At 62.1% G+C, this 15,323-nt stretch carries 15 protein-coding genes; 2 read left to right on the top strand and 13 right to left on the bottom strand.

Going from position 1 to position 15,323, the window contains the following annotated elements:
- The 10 genes from CAF78_RS28665 to mrcB all read right to left on the bottom strand — a co-directional run.
- On the bottom strand, positions 1-227 hold a 227-nt coding region (locus tag CAF78_RS28665), incomplete at its 3' end, for a hypothetical protein (protein ID WP_218189784.1).
- Positions 228-417: 190 nt separating this feature from the next.
- A complete protein-coding gene (msrQ, locus tag CAF78_RS25700; protein ID WP_085677243.1) occupies positions 418-1,029 on the bottom strand; it encodes a protein-methionine-sulfoxide reductase heme-binding subunit MsrQ in 612 nt (203 codons plus the stop codon).
- On the bottom strand, positions 1,029-2,042 hold the full coding sequence (gene msrP / locus CAF78_RS25695) for a protein-methionine-sulfoxide reductase catalytic subunit MsrP (RefSeq protein ID WP_085677242.1): 1,014 nt from the start codon (positions 2,040-2,042) through the stop codon (positions 1,029-1,031). Before msrP ends, msrQ begins: the two co-directional genes overlap by 1 nt.
- A 79-nt stretch (positions 2,043-2,121) precedes the next feature.
- Positions 2,122-2,964: a CDP-diacylglycerol--serine O-phosphatidyltransferase gene (pssA, locus tag CAF78_RS25690; RefSeq protein WP_085677241.1), complete on the bottom strand. Its 843-nt coding sequence runs from the start codon at positions 2,962-2,964 to the stop codon at positions 2,122-2,124.
- Positions 2,965-3,114: 150 nt separating this feature from the next.
- Complete coding sequence (ilvC, locus tag CAF78_RS25685; protein WP_027917653.1) at positions 3,115-4,131, bottom strand: ketol-acid reductoisomerase; 1,017 nt, start codon at positions 4,129-4,131, stop codon at positions 3,115-3,117.
- Between the two features lie 55 nt (positions 4,132-4,186).
- On the bottom strand, positions 4,187-4,678 hold the full coding sequence (ilvN, locus tag CAF78_RS25680; RefSeq protein WP_003250040.1) for an acetolactate synthase small subunit: 492 nt from the start codon (positions 4,676-4,678) through the stop codon (positions 4,187-4,189).
- Position 4,679: 1 nt separating this feature from the next.
- Complete coding sequence (locus CAF78_RS25675) at positions 4,680-6,404, bottom strand: acetolactate synthase 3 large subunit (RefSeq protein WP_085677250.1); 1,725 nt, start codon at positions 6,402-6,404, stop codon at positions 4,680-4,682.
- Between the two features lie 408 nt (positions 6,405-6,812).
- Entirely contained in the window at positions 6,813-7,145 is a 333-nt protein-coding gene (locus CAF78_RS25670) for a YqcC family protein (protein ID WP_085677240.1), read from the bottom strand.
- The gene (locus tag CAF78_RS25665) at positions 7,145-7,948 is read right to left on the bottom strand and encodes a tetratricopeptide repeat protein (RefSeq protein ID WP_085677239.1); all 804 of its coding nucleotides are present in this window, start codon (positions 7,946-7,948) and stop codon (positions 7,145-7,147) included. The genes CAF78_RS25670 and CAF78_RS25665 overlap by 1 nt, the downstream gene beginning before the upstream one ends.
- A 16-nt stretch (positions 7,949-7,964) precedes the next feature.
- Complete coding sequence (gene mrcB, locus CAF78_RS25660) at positions 7,965-10,286, bottom strand: penicillin-binding protein 1B (RefSeq protein ID WP_085677238.1); 2,322 nt, start codon at positions 10,284-10,286, stop codon at positions 7,965-7,967.
- 117 nt (positions 10,287-10,403) lie between these two features.
- Here mrcB and CAF78_RS25655 point away from each other — a divergent pair, with 117 nt between their 5' ends.
- A complete protein-coding gene (locus tag CAF78_RS25655; protein ID WP_085677237.1) occupies positions 10,404-11,966 on the top strand; it encodes a bifunctional aminoglycoside phosphotransferase/ATP-binding protein in 1,563 nt (520 codons plus the stop codon).
- Positions 11,967-12,158: 192 nt separating this feature from the next.
- Positions 12,159-12,437 (top strand): TfoX/Sxy family protein, encoded by a 279-nt coding sequence (locus CAF78_RS25650; RefSeq protein WP_027917659.1) that lies wholly within the window; start codon positions 12,159-12,161, stop codon positions 12,435-12,437.
- Between the two features lie 199 nt (positions 12,438-12,636).
- Here CAF78_RS25650 and CAF78_RS25645 read toward each other — a convergent pair whose 3' ends face one another.
- From CAF78_RS25645 to CAF78_RS25635, 3 genes are read right to left on the bottom strand one after another with little or no spacing between them, the layout of a single operon-like run.
- Positions 12,637-13,521, bottom strand: a complete 885-nt coding sequence (locus CAF78_RS25645) for a ChaN family lipoprotein (protein ID WP_085677236.1) — start codon at positions 13,519-13,521, stop codon at positions 12,637-12,639.
- A 12-nt stretch (positions 13,522-13,533) separates the two neighbouring features.
- A complete protein-coding gene (locus CAF78_RS25640) occupies positions 13,534-14,301 on the bottom strand; it encodes a heme ABC transporter ATP-binding protein (protein ID WP_085677235.1) in 768 nt (255 codons plus the stop codon).
- Complete coding sequence (locus CAF78_RS25635) at positions 14,301-15,284, bottom strand: iron ABC transporter permease (RefSeq protein ID WP_177408573.1); 984 nt, start codon at positions 15,282-15,284, stop codon at positions 14,301-14,303. Before CAF78_RS25635 ends, CAF78_RS25640 begins: the two co-directional genes overlap by 1 nt.
- Positions 15,285-15,323 lie beyond the last annotated feature (39 nt).

Below are 15,323 nucleotides of genomic sequence, written 5' to 3'. Positions count from 1 at the left end.
TCACAAGCACCCACACGAATTGCTTGATTCGATTTGTTAAAGAGCGTTTGGTTAAGAGCTTTTCGTCTCAACCGAGGCGCGCATTCTACGCTTTCCTCATTTGCTGTCAAGCGTTTATTTTGAAGTTTTTTGCGAGAAACTCGTTTAGCTTCAAACACTTGACTCGCTGCGATCTCTCGTAGCGGGAGGCGAATAATACAGCGTTTAAAACCGCTGTCAACCTTCATCTCAACCGCTGTCGATCATTCGACCGAAGCGCCTCCAACACTACCTTAACCACCTAACTCATTGAATATCAAGGAGTTTGTCGTTCCGATGTCGCTGGAAGTGGGGCGCATTATAAGGGGATTCGAAAGGCCGTCAACCTCTAATTTCATTTATTTGAAATATTCCAGGCGAAGGTGATTCACCGCCCTGTCAAACCGCCCTCCCCTGCCTCCTGGCAACCTTGGGCAATACCCGCGACACCACAGGAACCCGCAACACCATCAGCACCACCCCAACAAATGCATAGATCGCCCACTCCCTGAGGTCCGAGCGGACGATCCACAAGAAATGCAGCAACCCCAAGCCAAGCACCCCATACACCAGCCTGTGCAGTTTCTTCCAGCGAGCCCCCAGCCGCCGCTGGCTATACCGGTTCGAGGTAACCGCCAGAACCAGCAACCCGAGAAACCCGAGCGCACCGACAATAATGTAGGGCCGCTTGCGCAGCTCCACCGCCAACTGCCCCCAGTCCAGCCCCAGAATAAAGAACAGGTACGCCAGGATGTGCAGCACGATATAGGCAAACACCCACAAGCCCAGCTGCCGGCGCACGACGATCCAGCCCGACCACCCCGACAGCTTCTGCAGCGGCGTCATGCACAGAGTAACCAGCAGGAAGGTCAATGCCCCCAGCCCCAGCCGATCCATGATGATCTTCCCGGGATCCGGCCCCAGCAGGTTCATCGCCGCTTCATACAGCCACCACGCAGGGAACAGGCACCCCACAAGGAAGATGGCCAGCCGAAACCAGGGATAGCGCATCAATAGTTCTTCCGCAGATCGAGCCCGGTATACAGCGACGCCACTTCATCGGCATAGCCATTGAACATCTGTGTCTGTCGCACATTCGGACTGAACAGCCCGCTGGGCAAGCGCCGCTCGCGGGCCTGAGTCCAGCGCGGATGGTCAACGGTCGGGTTGACATTGGCATAGAAGCCATACTCATCGGGTGCCAGCCCCTGCCAGGTAGTCCCCGGCTGCTCGGCCACCAGGCTGATGCGCACGATTGACTTGATGCTCTTGAAACCGTACTTCCAGGGCACGACCAGACGTAACGGTGCACCATTCTGGTTGGGCAACTCCCGGCCATACATACCTACGGCCAGAATCGCCAGCGGGTGCATCGCCTCATCCAGGCGCAGGCCTTCTTTATATGGCCAATCGATCAAGGCAAAGCCGGAGCGCTGCCCGGGCATATGCTGAGGATCCTTCAGCGTCTCGAACCGCACATAGCGCGCCTTCGAAGTCGGCTCGACCTGTTTGAGCACCTCTGCCAAGGGAAAGCCCAGCCAGGGAATGACCATCGACCAGGCCTCGACGCAACGCAGCCGGTAGATGCGCTCTTCAAGCTGATAGGGTTTGACGAAATCCTCCAGTGCATAGCGCCCCGGCTTGCCTACCTCACCATCCACCACTACCGACCAGGGCTCGGTCTTCAGGCTGTCGCCATTGGCGGCCGGGTCACCTTTGTCAGGCCCGAACTCATAGAAGTTGTTGTAGTGGGTGGCATCCTTGAAAGGCGTGATCGCCTCGTCCTTGACCGTCACTGCCTGCCAGTGGGTAGCGCCAAGCTTGTCGCTGAACCAGCCCGGCGCGGCACCGGGGGCCACATCGGCATAGCGCGAGACTTCAGCCGCGCCCACACCACCGGGCAAGGCGCCCAGTGCCAGGCCAGCCAGTGAGCCGCCAAGCAGGGTACGACGGGAAAGGTAGATGCCTTCGGGGGTGATCTCCGTTGCCTTGCAATCGGAAGACCTGGGAAGCTTGATGAGCATGGTCGGCTCCACAGCACTGGATAACGGATGTACCAGTATGACTATGGAGCCGGAGGGTTATTCCAACGTTAAGCGATTTTCACGCTTTGCGCCGGCGTGCCCGCAGCAGGAACTGGATCGGCCCCGATGCCGCGTAGGCGAGGAAGATCAGCAGCAGGATGCGCGGCGGATCGCTGAATACCACGGCAAACACCAGCACCACTGCGAGGATGGCCACGAACGGCACACGCCCCTTGAGGTCCAGCTCCTTGAAGCTGTTGTACTTGATGTTGCTGACCATCAGCATGCCGGCCGCGGCAACCAGCAGCGCCACCAGGAACGACAGCTTGGAGCCCTGGATGCCGTAGTCGCTGAACGCCCAGACGGTACCGGCGACCACACCGGCGGCGGCCGGGCTGGCCAGGCCGATGAAGTAGCGCTTGTCGGCGGTGCCCACCTGGGTATTGAAACGCGCCAGGCGCAGCGCCGCACCGGCCACATAGATGAAGGCGACCATCCAGCCGACCTTGCCCATGTCACCCAGCGCCCAGCCGAAGGCCAGCAAGGCCGGGGCCACGCCGAAGGCGACCATGTCCGACAGCGAGTCGTACTCGGCACCGAAGGCACTCTGGGTATTGGTCATGCGCGCCACACGGCCATCGAGGCCGTCGAGCACCATGGCCACGAAGATCGCAATGGCGGCGAAGGCGAAATACTTGCTCGCCTCGCGCGGGTCGCCAGCGCTCTGCGCACTCATCGAGCTGATGATGGAATAGAAACCGGCAAACAGGTTGGCGGTGGTGAACAGGTTGGGCAGCAGATAGATGCCGCGATGGCGCACCTTGCGCCCTTCGGCGTCATGCCCTTCTTCAACGTGCTCATCGACAGGTAGCAGGCTTTCGGCGTCGGAGGGCTTGTTCGGCTCTTCGGGACGTTCGCTCATGGAGGGTACCTTGCAACAGGATGGAAAATGTTCGACACGGGCCCGCGAAACAGGTTCTGACGGCGGGCCACTGGTCTGCTTTATACCAGAAGCTGACTGCCAGAACGAAAAAACGCGGCCGAAGCCGCGTTTTTCATCTTTCGATAAGACTCAGTTCTTGGTCTTGTCGACGATTTTGTTAGCCGAGATCCACGGCATCATCGAACGCAGTTGCTCGCCGATGATTTCGATGCCGTGAGCAGCGTTGTTGCGGCGCTTGGCGGTCATCGATGGGTAGTTGGTAGCACCTTCGGAGATGAACATCTTCGCGTACTCACCGTCCTGGATGCGCTTCAGAGCGTTGCGCATGGCCTTGCGGGATTCTTCGTTGATGACTTCCGGACCGGTGACGTACTCACCGTACTCGGCGTTGTTGGAGATCGAGTAGTTCATGTTGGCGATGCCGCCTTCGTACATGAGGTCAACGATCAGCTTCAGCTCGTGCAGGCACTCGAAGTAGGCCATTTCCGGCGCGTAGCCAGCTTCGACCAGGGTTTCGAAACCGGCTTTGACCAGCTCGACGGTACCGCCGCACAGAACAGCCTGCTCACCGAACAGGTCGGTTTCGGTCTCGTCCTTGAAGGTGGTTTCGATGATGCCGGTACGGCCGCCACCGACGCCAGCGGCGTAGGACAGAGCGACGTTCTTGGCGTTGCCCGAAGCGTCCTGGTAGATAGCGATCAGGTCAGGGATGCCGCCGCCCTTGACGAACTCGGAGCGAACGGTGTGGCCCGGGGCTTTCGGCGCGATCATGATCACGTCGAGGTCGGCACGCGGGACAACCTGGTTGTAGTGGATCGAGAAGCCGTGGGAGAAGGCCAGGGTGGCGCCCTTCTTGATGTTCGGCTCGATCTCGTTCTTGTACAGCTGGCCCTGGAACTCGTCCGGAGTCAGGATCATGACCAGGTCGGCAGCAGCGACGGCGGTAGCCACGTCGGCCACTTTCAGGCCGTGGGCTTCAGCCTTGGCAACGGTAGCCGAACCTTTACGCAGACCGACGGTAACGTCTACACCGGAGTCCTTCAGGTTGCACGCCTGAGCGTGGCCCTGGGAGCCGTAACCGATGATGGCGACTTTCTTACCCTGGATGATGGAAAGGTCGCAGTCTTTATCGTAGAAAACTTTCATGAAAATACCCCTGGTTATATCTCGGCCCCTGCGGAGCCATCGCTAATTTTTGAATTTAGATGCTGAGCACTTTGTCGCCACGGGCAATGCCGGTAACGCCGCTGCGCACGGTTTCGAGAATCGATGCGGTGCCGATCGCCTGGATGAAGCTGTCCAGTTTGTCGCTGGTGCCGCTCAGCTGCACGGTGTACACGCTGGCGGTCACATCGACGATCTGGCCACGGAAGATGTCCGTGGTGCGCTTGATCTCGGCGCGCTGGGCACCGGTGGCCTTGACCTTCACCAGCATCAGTTCACGCTCGATGTGAGCGCTTTCCGACAGGTCGACGAGTTTCACCACTTCGACCAGCTTGTTCAGGTTCTTGGTGATCTGTTCGATCACTTCGTCATGGCCAACGGTGGTCAGCGTCAGACGCGACAGGGTCGGGTCTTCGGTCGGCGCCACGGTCAGGCTTTCAATGTTGTAGTTGCGCTGGGAGAACAGGCCGACCACACGGGACAGAGCACCGGGTTCGTTTTCCAGCAGCAGGGAAATGATGTGCCGCATATCAGGTACGCTCCGTCTTGCTCAGCCACATGTCACGCATCGAGCCATCCTTGATCTGCATCGGATAGACGTGCTCGCTGCGGTCGACCGCGATGTCGATGAACACCAGGCGGTCCTTCATCGCAAACGCTTCTTCCAGCTTCGGCTTGAGGTCTTTCAGGCTGGTGATGCGGATACCCACATGGCCATAGGCCTCGGCCAGTTTGATGAAGTCAGGCAGCGACTCGACGTACGAGTGCGAGTGACGACCGTTGTAGGCCATGTCCTGCCATTGGCGGACCATGCCCAGCACACCGTTGTTCAGGTTGACGATCTTCACCGGCAGGCCGTACTGCATGCAGGTGGACAGCTCCTGGATGTTCATCTGGATACTGCCTTCGCCGGTCACGCAGGCCACGTCCTGGTCCGGGAAGTTGAGCTTGACGCCCATCGCCGCCGGGAAGCCGAAGCCCATGGTGCCCAGGCCACCGGAGTTGATCCAGCGGTTCGGCTTGTTGAAGCGGTAGTACTGCGCCGCGAACATCTGGTGCTGGCCAACGTCGGAGGTGACGAAGGCATCGCCATGGGTCACTTCGCACAGCGTCTCGATGACCTTCTGCGGCTTGATGACGTTGCCGTCGCCCTTGTCGTAAGGGAACAACTCGCCATTGCCACGCCATTCGTCGATCTGCTTCCACCAGGCATCCAGCGCCGCCTTGTCAGGCTGCTCGCCGATTTCCTTGAGGATGCCGAGCATTTCGCTGAGCACGCTGTCGACCGGGCCGACGATCGGCACGTCGGCCTTGATCATCTTGGAGATCGACGCCGGGTCGATGTCGACATGGATGATCTTGGCGTTCGGGCAGAACTTGGCCGGGCCGTTGACCACGCGGTCGTCGAAACGCGCACCGACAGCGAAGATCACGTCGGCATTGTGCATCGCCATGTTGGCGGTGAAGCTGCCGTGCATGCCGAGCATGCCGAGGAACTGGCGGTCGGTGCCCGGGAAGCCACCCAGCCCCATCAGGGTGTTGGTGACTGGCAGGTTCAGCGACTTGGCGATTTCGGTCAGCGCTTCGGAGCCACCGCCGAGGATCACGCCGCCGCCGGCGTAGACGATCGGACGCTTGGCGGCCAGGAGCATCTCGGCAGCCTTGCGGATCTGGCCGGAGTGACCACGTACAGCCGGGCTGTAGGAACGCAGCTTGACCTTCTTCGGATAGACGTACTCGAACTTCTCGGCCGGGTTGGTCATATCTTTTGGAATGTCGACCACGACCGGGCCTGGGCGACCGGATTGCGCCAGGTAGAAGGCTTTCTTGAGTACTTCAGGGATCTCGGTCGGGTTCTTGATCATGAAGCTGTGCTTCACGATCGGCCGCGAGATACCGATCATGTCGGTTTCCTGGAAGGCATCGGTACCTACCATGGTGCTAGGCACCTGGCCGGACAGGATGACCATCGGAATCGAGTCCATGTAGGCGGTGGCAATGCCGGTAATGGCATTGGTCGCGCCCGGGCCGGAGGTTACCAGCACCACACCGGCCTTGCCGGTGGCGCGGGCGTAGCCGTCCGCCATATGGGTTGCCGCCTGCTCGTGGCGAACCAGGATGTGTTCCACTTCCGGTTCTTTGAACAGTGCGTCGTAAACATGAAGGAGAGCACCACCAGGGTACCCGTAGATGTGCTTAACGCCTTCGTCACGCAAGAAGCGGACGACCATCTCAGCGCCAGATAAAAGCTCCACGTTGTTCACCTCTAAAACGCCAGAATACCGTCCCTAGTGGACGGGTCTTAATAGGTTTACTGCCAAGCAGAGCATGAGCGAACGTTCAGCACTGACTGAGCAAGTATTGGGAGCCCCCCAGAGTGTTGCGGGGTTTTCCCACCCAGCGCGAGGTAACGCGTTGCGGGGTGTAACAGGCGGCGCGGGTGTGCGCCTCATGATCTGCTTAGCGGGTCTGCTTCTGGCAGTCCCTCTACAGCGGAATCTGGATTCTTGTGATTTGGCGCCGACAAGTCAAGAAAAATTATTGCCAATTTTTCCCCAAGATGAATTCCTGCCACCACTAAAAACCGAGTCAGCAGCAGAAAAAATAAGATTTCCATAAAAAAGGGCCACAATCTGCGGCCCTTGAAGGAAAAACTGAAGAAATCAGGCGGAAGGAGCGATCAATTGATCGAATGCTGCCAACAGACGGCGCAGCTCGCGGCTTTCTTCCGGACGATCGGTGAACACGGTTTCCGCCATTACCAGGATGCTCGAGGCATTGGGCAGCGGGTGACCGAGCTCGATGATGATCTTCATGCGTGGCAGGAAGATCCATTGCAGCCACTGCTCGAAGCTGAGCGTGTCGACAGCGAACGGTACGGTACTGGCCAGCGCTTCGTCACTGGGCGGCTCGTCATCCCACCAACCCTGCACCTGCAGCTCACGCTCGATGAGCAGCAGGTGATCGGCGATATCGAGAATGCGCTGCTCGACCATCACGAGTTGACCCGCGCTTTCTGCCGCGCCAGGGCGGCACCGGCGCTGTCACCCTGCTTCTCGCGGGCCTGGGCGATAGTGTTCCACAGCTCGGCCTGCAGATCGGGGCGACCGTTGGCGTAGGTCAGCGCACGACGGGCCAACTGCTCGGCCTGTGGCGCGTCGCCTTGCGACAGGCGCACCTGGGCCAGGCGGAACAGTACCTGCGGCTCGCGCGGGGCGATGCGCTGGGCACGTTCCAGGCTCGAGGCGGCACCATTGTAGTCACCGCTGCCCTGCTGCGACTGGGCGGTGGTCAGCAACGCCAGCACCGGGCCGTCGAGCTGCTCATCGGCCGACAGGCCACCAGAAGCCGCATTGCTGCGTGGAATGCCGGTCGGCGCGCTGGACGCAGCCGGCGCGCTGTTCATCGAGGCGATATCGAAGGGTTCGCCGGCGATCGGGTTGGGGTTGGTCGTCATCGGTGCCGAAGTAACCGGCCCCGAGCTCACCGGCCCCGGCGTGATTGGGCCGGTGCTGATCGGTGCCGCGCCACTGCCCGCCGGGAAGGTCTGGATGCCGGCGGCACCAGCGCCTTGCGGAATCATCACGGTCACCCCGGAGTCCTCGGGCAGCGACTGCGCCTGCGCGGTGCCGTTGCTCATGCCCGCAGCCGAACGCTGGGCCTGGACACGCTCACTGTTGGACACCCGGGTGCTCGAGTCCACTACCGGGATGTTGCCACGCTGCACGCTGGAGCAACCCTGGAGCACCACCAGCGCCGTCACGGCAGGAAACAGCCACTTATTCAATTCACACCTCATCAATGCTGCTCAGGGCTCAGTTCATCCAGCCCTTGACCCAGTCCATGACCGACTCTACGGGATTCTGCTCGCCGCCGCAGGTTGCACCGGCGGGCGGTTCGCTGCCGCGAATATACGGCATCTGCACGGCTCCCGGACAGCTTCTGTCGGAGCCATGACCGCTGTAGGGATCGATCCATGCCTGCACCACGTTGTCGGGCTGCGGCATGTCCAGCGGCAGCGGGTCGGCCTTCTTCATGAAGCTGGTCCAGACCTGCAAGGCGCCGGTGGCACCGGTAAATGGCGTTTTGCCGTTATCGTCACGCCCCATCCACACCACTGCCAGCAGATCCTGGCTGAAGCCGGAGAACCAGCTGTCGCGCGAATCGTTGCTGGTACCGGTCTTGCCCGCCAGGGTCAGCGAACTCGGCAGCACGTTGTATACCGAGCGGCCGGTACCCTCGCGCATCACCCGCTGCATGGCGTTCTGCACCAGGTAGATGGAGCCCGGGTCGAAGGTCTGCTGGATCTGGAACGGGTAGCGCTTGAGCGGTTCGCCTTCGGCGGTCAGCACGCTGCGGATGCCGCGCATCGGCGTGTTGAAGCCACCGTTGGCGATGGTCTGGTACATGGTCGCGACCTGCATCGGCGACATGCCACCAGCGCCCAGCAGCATCGCCGGGAAGGCCGGCCAGTCGACGTTGACGCCGAGGCGGCCGATGGTCTTGATCACGTTCGGCACACCCACTTCCAGGCCGAGTTTCGCGGTCGACAGGTTCAGCGAGTTGGCCAGGCCCTGGTACAGGTAGATCGTACCGTGCGAGCGCCGGTCATAGTTCTGCGGGCGCCACACCTGGCCGTCGGCCCCCTTGACCGAGAATGGCTCGTCCTGCACCCAGCTGGTCAGGGTGTACTTGCTTGGCTGTTCCAATGCGGTCAGGTAGACCGCCGGCTTGACCAGCGAACCGATCGGCCGCACGGCGTCGATGGCACGGTTGAAGCCGGCAAAGCCGGACTGGCGGCTGCCGATCAGTGCCTGCACTTCGCCGGTTTCCGGGTTGGTCACGACCATCGCCGATTCCACCTCGTCGGCACCTTTGCGCCCGGCCAGGCGCTTGAAGGTTTCGGCCATGGAGGTTTCGGCTTTCATCTGAAGGATCGGGTCGAAACTGGTGAAGATGCGCAGGCCTTCTTCGGTCAAGTCTTCGTCGCGGTAGTCCTGGCGCAGCTGACGCTTGACCAGGTCAAGGAAGGCCGGGAAGGAGCTGTCGGCGAGGCTGCCGCGCTTGGTCACGCCCAGTGGCATCTTCTTCGCCGCATCGACTTCCGCCTGGCTGGCCACGCCCTGCTCGGCCACCAGGTCGAGCACCAGGTTACGTCGCGCCAGCGCACGGTCAGGGTAACGCCGCGGGTTGTAGTAAGAAGGGCCCTTGACCATGCCGACCAGCAAGGCGATCTGGTGCAGTTTCAGCTCGGACAGCGGCTGGCTGAAGAAGAACTGGCTGGCCAGACCGAAGCCATGCACCGCGCGCTGGCCATCCTGGCCGACGAACACTTCGTTGAGGTAGGCCTCGAGGATTTCGCGCTTGTCGTAGTGCATCTCCAACAGCACGGCCATCATCGCTTCGGTCAGCTTGCGGCTCAGGCTACGTTCGCTGGTCAGGTAGAAGTTCTTCACCAGCTGCTGGGTCAGGGTACTGCCGCCCTGGCGCATCGAGCCGGCCGAGGTGTTGACCCACATGGCGCGGGCGATGGACTTGGGCGATACACCAAAGTGGCTGTAGAAGTCCCGGTCCTCTGTAGCGACCAGGGTCTCGAGCAGGTAGGGCGGCACCTGGTCGATCTTGATCAGGATGCGGTCTTCGAGGTTCTTCGGGTAGATACCGCCGATCATCAGCGGCTCGAGACGTACCACGTCGAGCTTCTTGCCATTGGCACCGGCAAGGTCTGCCACATAGTCGCCGGAGAAGCGCACGCGCACGAACTGCGCAGGCTCCATGCCCTCGTAGAACTGGAAGCCACGGGTGTTGAGGTCGACGGTATTGCCGTTGACCGCCGCCGCGCCCGGGCCGTTGGCCGCGCTTTCACGCCGGTAGCCGAGGGCATCGAGCTCGGTGAGGAAGTCGTTCTTGCTCAGTTTCTGGCCGGAGAACAGCTCCAACGGCCGGGCATACACCTTGGCCGGGATGGTCCAGCGCTTGCCGGAGAACTTCTCCTGGACGATGGCATCGAGGTAAACCGCGAAGCCGGCGACGATCACCAGGCCGACCAGGCTGAGCTTCAACGCCCAGCCCAGCCAGGCGCGCGAGCGGCCGGTCGGGCGTTTCTGAGGGGTACGAGGATTTCGGGTTCGAGTCATGGCGGCGGATTATACGCACTTTATAAAGGGTAGGCAGGCGCCCTCTGGCGGTAGGCAGGGACGGCACCATTGACCATAATGGCGCTTTCGAATTCCCTGACGCCGGAAGGATTTCCCGTGAGCCAAGCCTTGATCAACGCGTTGCAGAACCCTGCCCTGTACCCTCATCCCGTGGACGGGTTCCAGCTCATCGAGACGCACATCTCCTGGGTCCTGCTCACCGGCGAGTACGCCTACAAGATCAAGAAGCCGATGAACTTCGGCTTCCTCGACTTCACCAACCTGGGCCAGCGCCAGCACTTCTGTAACGAAGAGTTGCGCCTGAACCAGCGCCTGACTGAAGGCCTGTACCTTGAAGTCCTGCCGATCACCGGCAGTGCCGACGCGCCACAGATCGGCGGTGACGGCGAAGCGATCGAATACATGCTGAAGATGCGCCAGTTCCCCCAGGGCCAGATGCTCAACACCCTGCAGGCCAATGGCGAGCTGGACACCAGCCACATCGACCAGATGGCCCGGCAGATTGCCGAATTCCACCTGCAGACACCGCAAGTGCCCGCCGATCAGCCGTATGGCTCGCCTGAAAGCGTCATGGCCCCGGTCGAGCAGAACTTCGAGCAGATCCGCCCGTTCCTCAGTGACAAGGCCGACCTGCAGCAACTGGACAACCTGCAAGCCTGGGCACGCAGCAGTTTCGAACGCCTGCAGGGCCTGTTCGCGGCGCGCAAGGCCAATGGCTTCATCCGCGAATGCCATGGCGACATCCATTTGGGCAACGCTACCGTGATCGATGGCAAGGTCGTGATCTTCGACTGCATCGAGTTCAACGAACCCTTCCGCAAGACCGATGTGTGGGCCGACACCGGCTTCCTCGCCATGGACCTGGAAGATCGCGGCCTCAAGTGCCTGGCACGACGCTTCGTCAGCCAGTACCTGGAGCTGACCGGCGACTACGAAGGCCTGGAAGTGCTCAACTTCTACAAGGCCTACCGTGCACTGGTACGGGCCAAGGTCGCCCTGTTCAGCCTGTCGGCCGATGCCGACGGCGTGCAACGCGCCACCACCCTGCGCACCTACCGCAACTACGCCAACCTGGCGGAAAGCTACAGCGCCATCCCTTCCCGCCTGCTGGCCATCACCCATGGTGTGTCGGCGGTGGGCAAGAGCCACGTGGCCATGCGCCTGGTCGAGGCGCTGGGCGCGGTTCGCCTGCGCTCGGACGTGGAGCGCAAGCGCCTGTTCGGTGCGCAGCCGCAACAGAATGAGGGGCAGCTCGCTGCCGGCATCTATGGCCAGGACGCCAGCGTGGCGACCTACCAGCGCCTGCATGAACTGGCGGCGACGATCTTGCGTGCCGGCTTCCCGGTGGTGCTCGATGCCACCTACCTCAAGGCTGAACAGCGCCAGGCCGCCGCAGCCGTGGCCAGCGAGACCGGCGTGCCGTTCCTGATCCTCGACTGCCACGCCCCGGAAGCGGTGATCGCCAGCTGGCTGGAACAGCGCCAGGCCGAGAACAGCGACCCGTCGGATGCCACCCTGGAAGTGGTCAAGGCCCAGCAGGCCAGCCGTGAACCACTGGAGGCCGAGGAACGGGTACACAGCACCCGCATCGATACCCAGGAAGCCAGCGGCATGGACCAGGTGATCGAGCAGATTCGCCAGCGCCTGCCAGGCCTGTAAGTCCTCCGCTTTTCTGTACCGGCCTCTTCGCGGGCGCCCCGATTCACCCGCGAGAGGCCGGCACAGGCTGCTCCTGTCAGCTCGTCGCCCCCGATGGCAAAAGGCCGCGCATTTCCCAACCCCCGCTACACTCCTCTCTGACCTGCTCGCGATTTATCCCCTAGACCCGTTCAGCCATCGCAAGGAGGCTCGATGAACGATGAATTGCAGCATCTGAAGAATCTTGGCAAGACCTCTGCGCAGTGGTTGCATGCGGCCGGTATCCACAGTGCATCGGACTTGCGCCGGTTGGGCGCCGTGGGTGCCTACCAGGCCGTGAAAACACGAGGATTCCGGGCGTCGAAGGTGCTGTTGTACGCCATTGAAGGTGCTTTGCTGGACATGCACTGGAACGATTTGCCGGCCGAACGCAAGGAAGCACTCAATCAACAACTCGATGCGAAATGCCCCATGCAAAAAAACATGAAATAAAAGCACGAAGGGGATTGACGCTGTAATGAGAATCGTTATGATTATCACAACTGGTCGCGAGACTGGTTGGATAAGCTAAGAGCCCCTGGTTCGGACTCTCAGATTATCTCCTCATCAGGCTAATCACGGTTATTGACCCGGCATTTTGCCGGGTCTTTTTTTGCCCGCAGGTTTCCTCTTCAATGCCGGGCGGCCGCTCCTACCTCAGCTGGGCGCAGTAGTCCTGCTCAGGCATCGCCGCCGTGTACCAGACATAGTCGGCCATCCCGGGCTCGACCTGTTCGCCCGCCTCGACCAGCAGCACTACCTTGCTCACGCCCTTCGCGCCCAGGTCGGCGAGGTGCAAAGGCACCCCCAGGTCCTTGCGCGCATGGTACGCACCGGCAAACAGCAAGGCCGGCTGCGGTGCCGCCAGCAGCCGTTCGGCCATGCGCCGATCCCGCTGTTGCTGCATCGCCAGCATCGCTGGCAGCTGGCTCTCCGGCAGCAGGCCGCAATGCCCCTGCTTTACCTGTTCCAGCAGTGCCGCCCTGACCGCTGGTGCATTCGACTCGGTTCCCGGCAGCACCACGGGGTGTCGATAAGCCTGGCGCATTTCTGCGGGTGACAGGTTGGCCGCCAGCAGCGGTATGGGCTGTTGCAAGGCCTCCCGCACGATGGGGCCGTAAAGCTGCCAGTCCCAGCCGTCTTCCCAGGCCAGGGCCTTGGGCAGGTCCTGCGGCAGTTGCGCCTGCCCCGCGAGCGCATCGACGCGGACCTGCTGCTCGGGTTGCAGCATTTCCAGCAGCAGGCTGCCCTGCGCCCGGCGTTGCTGCAGCGCCCGCAGCAACCACAGCTGCAAGGCGTGGTGGTCCGGGTTGTCATGCTTCTCACCGACCAAGACCCGCGGCGCATCGGCCAAACCCTCGATCAGTTGCTCAGGGCTGATCACCTGTCCACTGGCCAGATCGCGAATCTGCCCAAGCTCGGCGTTATCCCGCCCTTCGCTGCTCTGCCAGCCCGGCAACGGCGGCAGGCTGGCCTGACAGCCACCCAGCACCAGCGCCAGGCACAGTAATGAACCACACAGCAAAGGGTGAGCCATGGGCAGTGCCTCCTAGCGGGTAATGATCAGCGGGTGGCCCCGCTCCGGGTGCGCCTGCACCAGCACTTCGATACCGAAAACGGCTTTGAGTGACACTGGCGTCAGCACCTCCTGCGGGGTGGCCAAGGCATGGCAGCGCCCGCTTTCGAGCAGCAGGATGCGATCACAGTAGCGCGCCGCCAGGTTCAGGTCATGCAGGATCACCAGCACAGCGGCGCCGCAGTCGGCAAAACGGCGTACCGCTTCCAGGGTCGTGTGCTGGTGCAGCGGATCGAGCATCGACGTCGGCTCATCCAGCAACAGCGTGGTGCCCTCCTCGCCAGGCCAAAGCTGAGCCAGCACACGGGCCAGGTGCACCCTTTGCCGCTCGCCGCCAGACAGGGCCAGGTAACTGCGGCCCACCAGGTGAACCGCATCCGCTGCTTGCAGCGCCGCTTCGACGATCTCGGCATCACGCAGTTGCCCGGTGTCGTGGGGCATGCGCCCCATGGCCGCCACTTCCTCGACCTTGAACGAGAACCCCAGGCTGGACACCTGCGGCAGCACCGCCAGGCGCCTGGCACGCGCCTGCCCTGCCCAGTCAGCCAGCGGCCGGCCTTGCAGGGTCACCTGCCCGCGATCCGGCGCCAACTCGCCACACAAAACACCCAGCAGGCTGCTCTTGCCGGCGCCATTGGGGCCGAGAACCCCCACGACCTGCCCTGGGCTCAGATGCAGATCAATACCGTGCAGCACGTCATTGCTGCCCCGCCTCAGGTGCAGCCCTTCGACCTGCAACATCAACTGCGCCCTCTTATCAGCAGAATCAGGAAGAACGGAGCACCGATAAAGGCGGTGACGATACCGATGGGCAGCTCGGCGGGCGCCAGCAGCAGCCGTGCCGCAAGGTCGGCGAACAGCATGAGTATGCCCCCGGCCAGCAACGATGCGGGCAGTACCACCCGATGATCAGGCCCTGCCAGCAAGCGCACCAGATGGGGTACCACCAGGCCAATGAAACCGATCAGCCCCGCCGCCGCCACCGCTGCGCCCACACCCAACGCCGTGCAGAACACCAGTTCGCGCTTGAGCCGCTCCACGTCGACTCCCAGGTGCCGTGCCTCCGACTCGCCCAGCAACAAGGCATTCAACGCCTTTGCGCGGCGCGGCAACCACATCGCCACACTGCCTGCGATCAGCAGCAAAGGCCAAAGGCGTTCGTAGCTGGCACCGTTGAGGCTGCCTAGGTTCCAGAAGGTCAGCGTGCGCAGGGTGGCATCATCGGCCAGGTAGGAAAACAAGCCGACGGCAGCACCGCCCAGCGCCGTCATGGCAACACCGGCCAGCAACATCGTGGCAACGTTGGTCTGACCGTCGCGACGCCCCAGGCGATAGACCAGCGCTGTCACGCCCAGCCCGCCGATGAAGGCACACAGCGACAACAGGTAGGGGGCAAGCACCTCCGGCATCCCCCCAAGCCAGCTGCCACCCACGATGGCCACCGCCGCGCCCATCGCCGCTCCGGCGGCAACACCCACCAAACCTGGGTCGGCCAGCGGGTTACGAAACAGCCCCTGCATGGCCACACCCGACAATGCCAGTACCGCGCCCACGGCCAACCCCAGCAAGGTGCGCGGCAGACGGATCTGCCCCAGGATCATCTCGGCCTGCTGCAGGCCGTCCGCTGCAATGGGCAAACCCAACAGGCGCAGCCCTGCACGCAGGGTATCGACCAGCGGCAGGCTGACCGGCCCCAGCGCCAGCGACAGCCAGATTGCCAGCAGGCACAGCAATGTCAGGCAAACAGACAGTGTTCGCGGCTG

This window comes from Pseudomonas sp. R28(2017), from assembly GCF_002112505.1.
Taxonomy (GTDB): Bacteria; Pseudomonadota; Gammaproteobacteria; order Pseudomonadales; family Pseudomonadaceae; genus Aquipseudomonas.
This window is presented reverse-complemented; position numbering and strand designations above follow the sequence as displayed.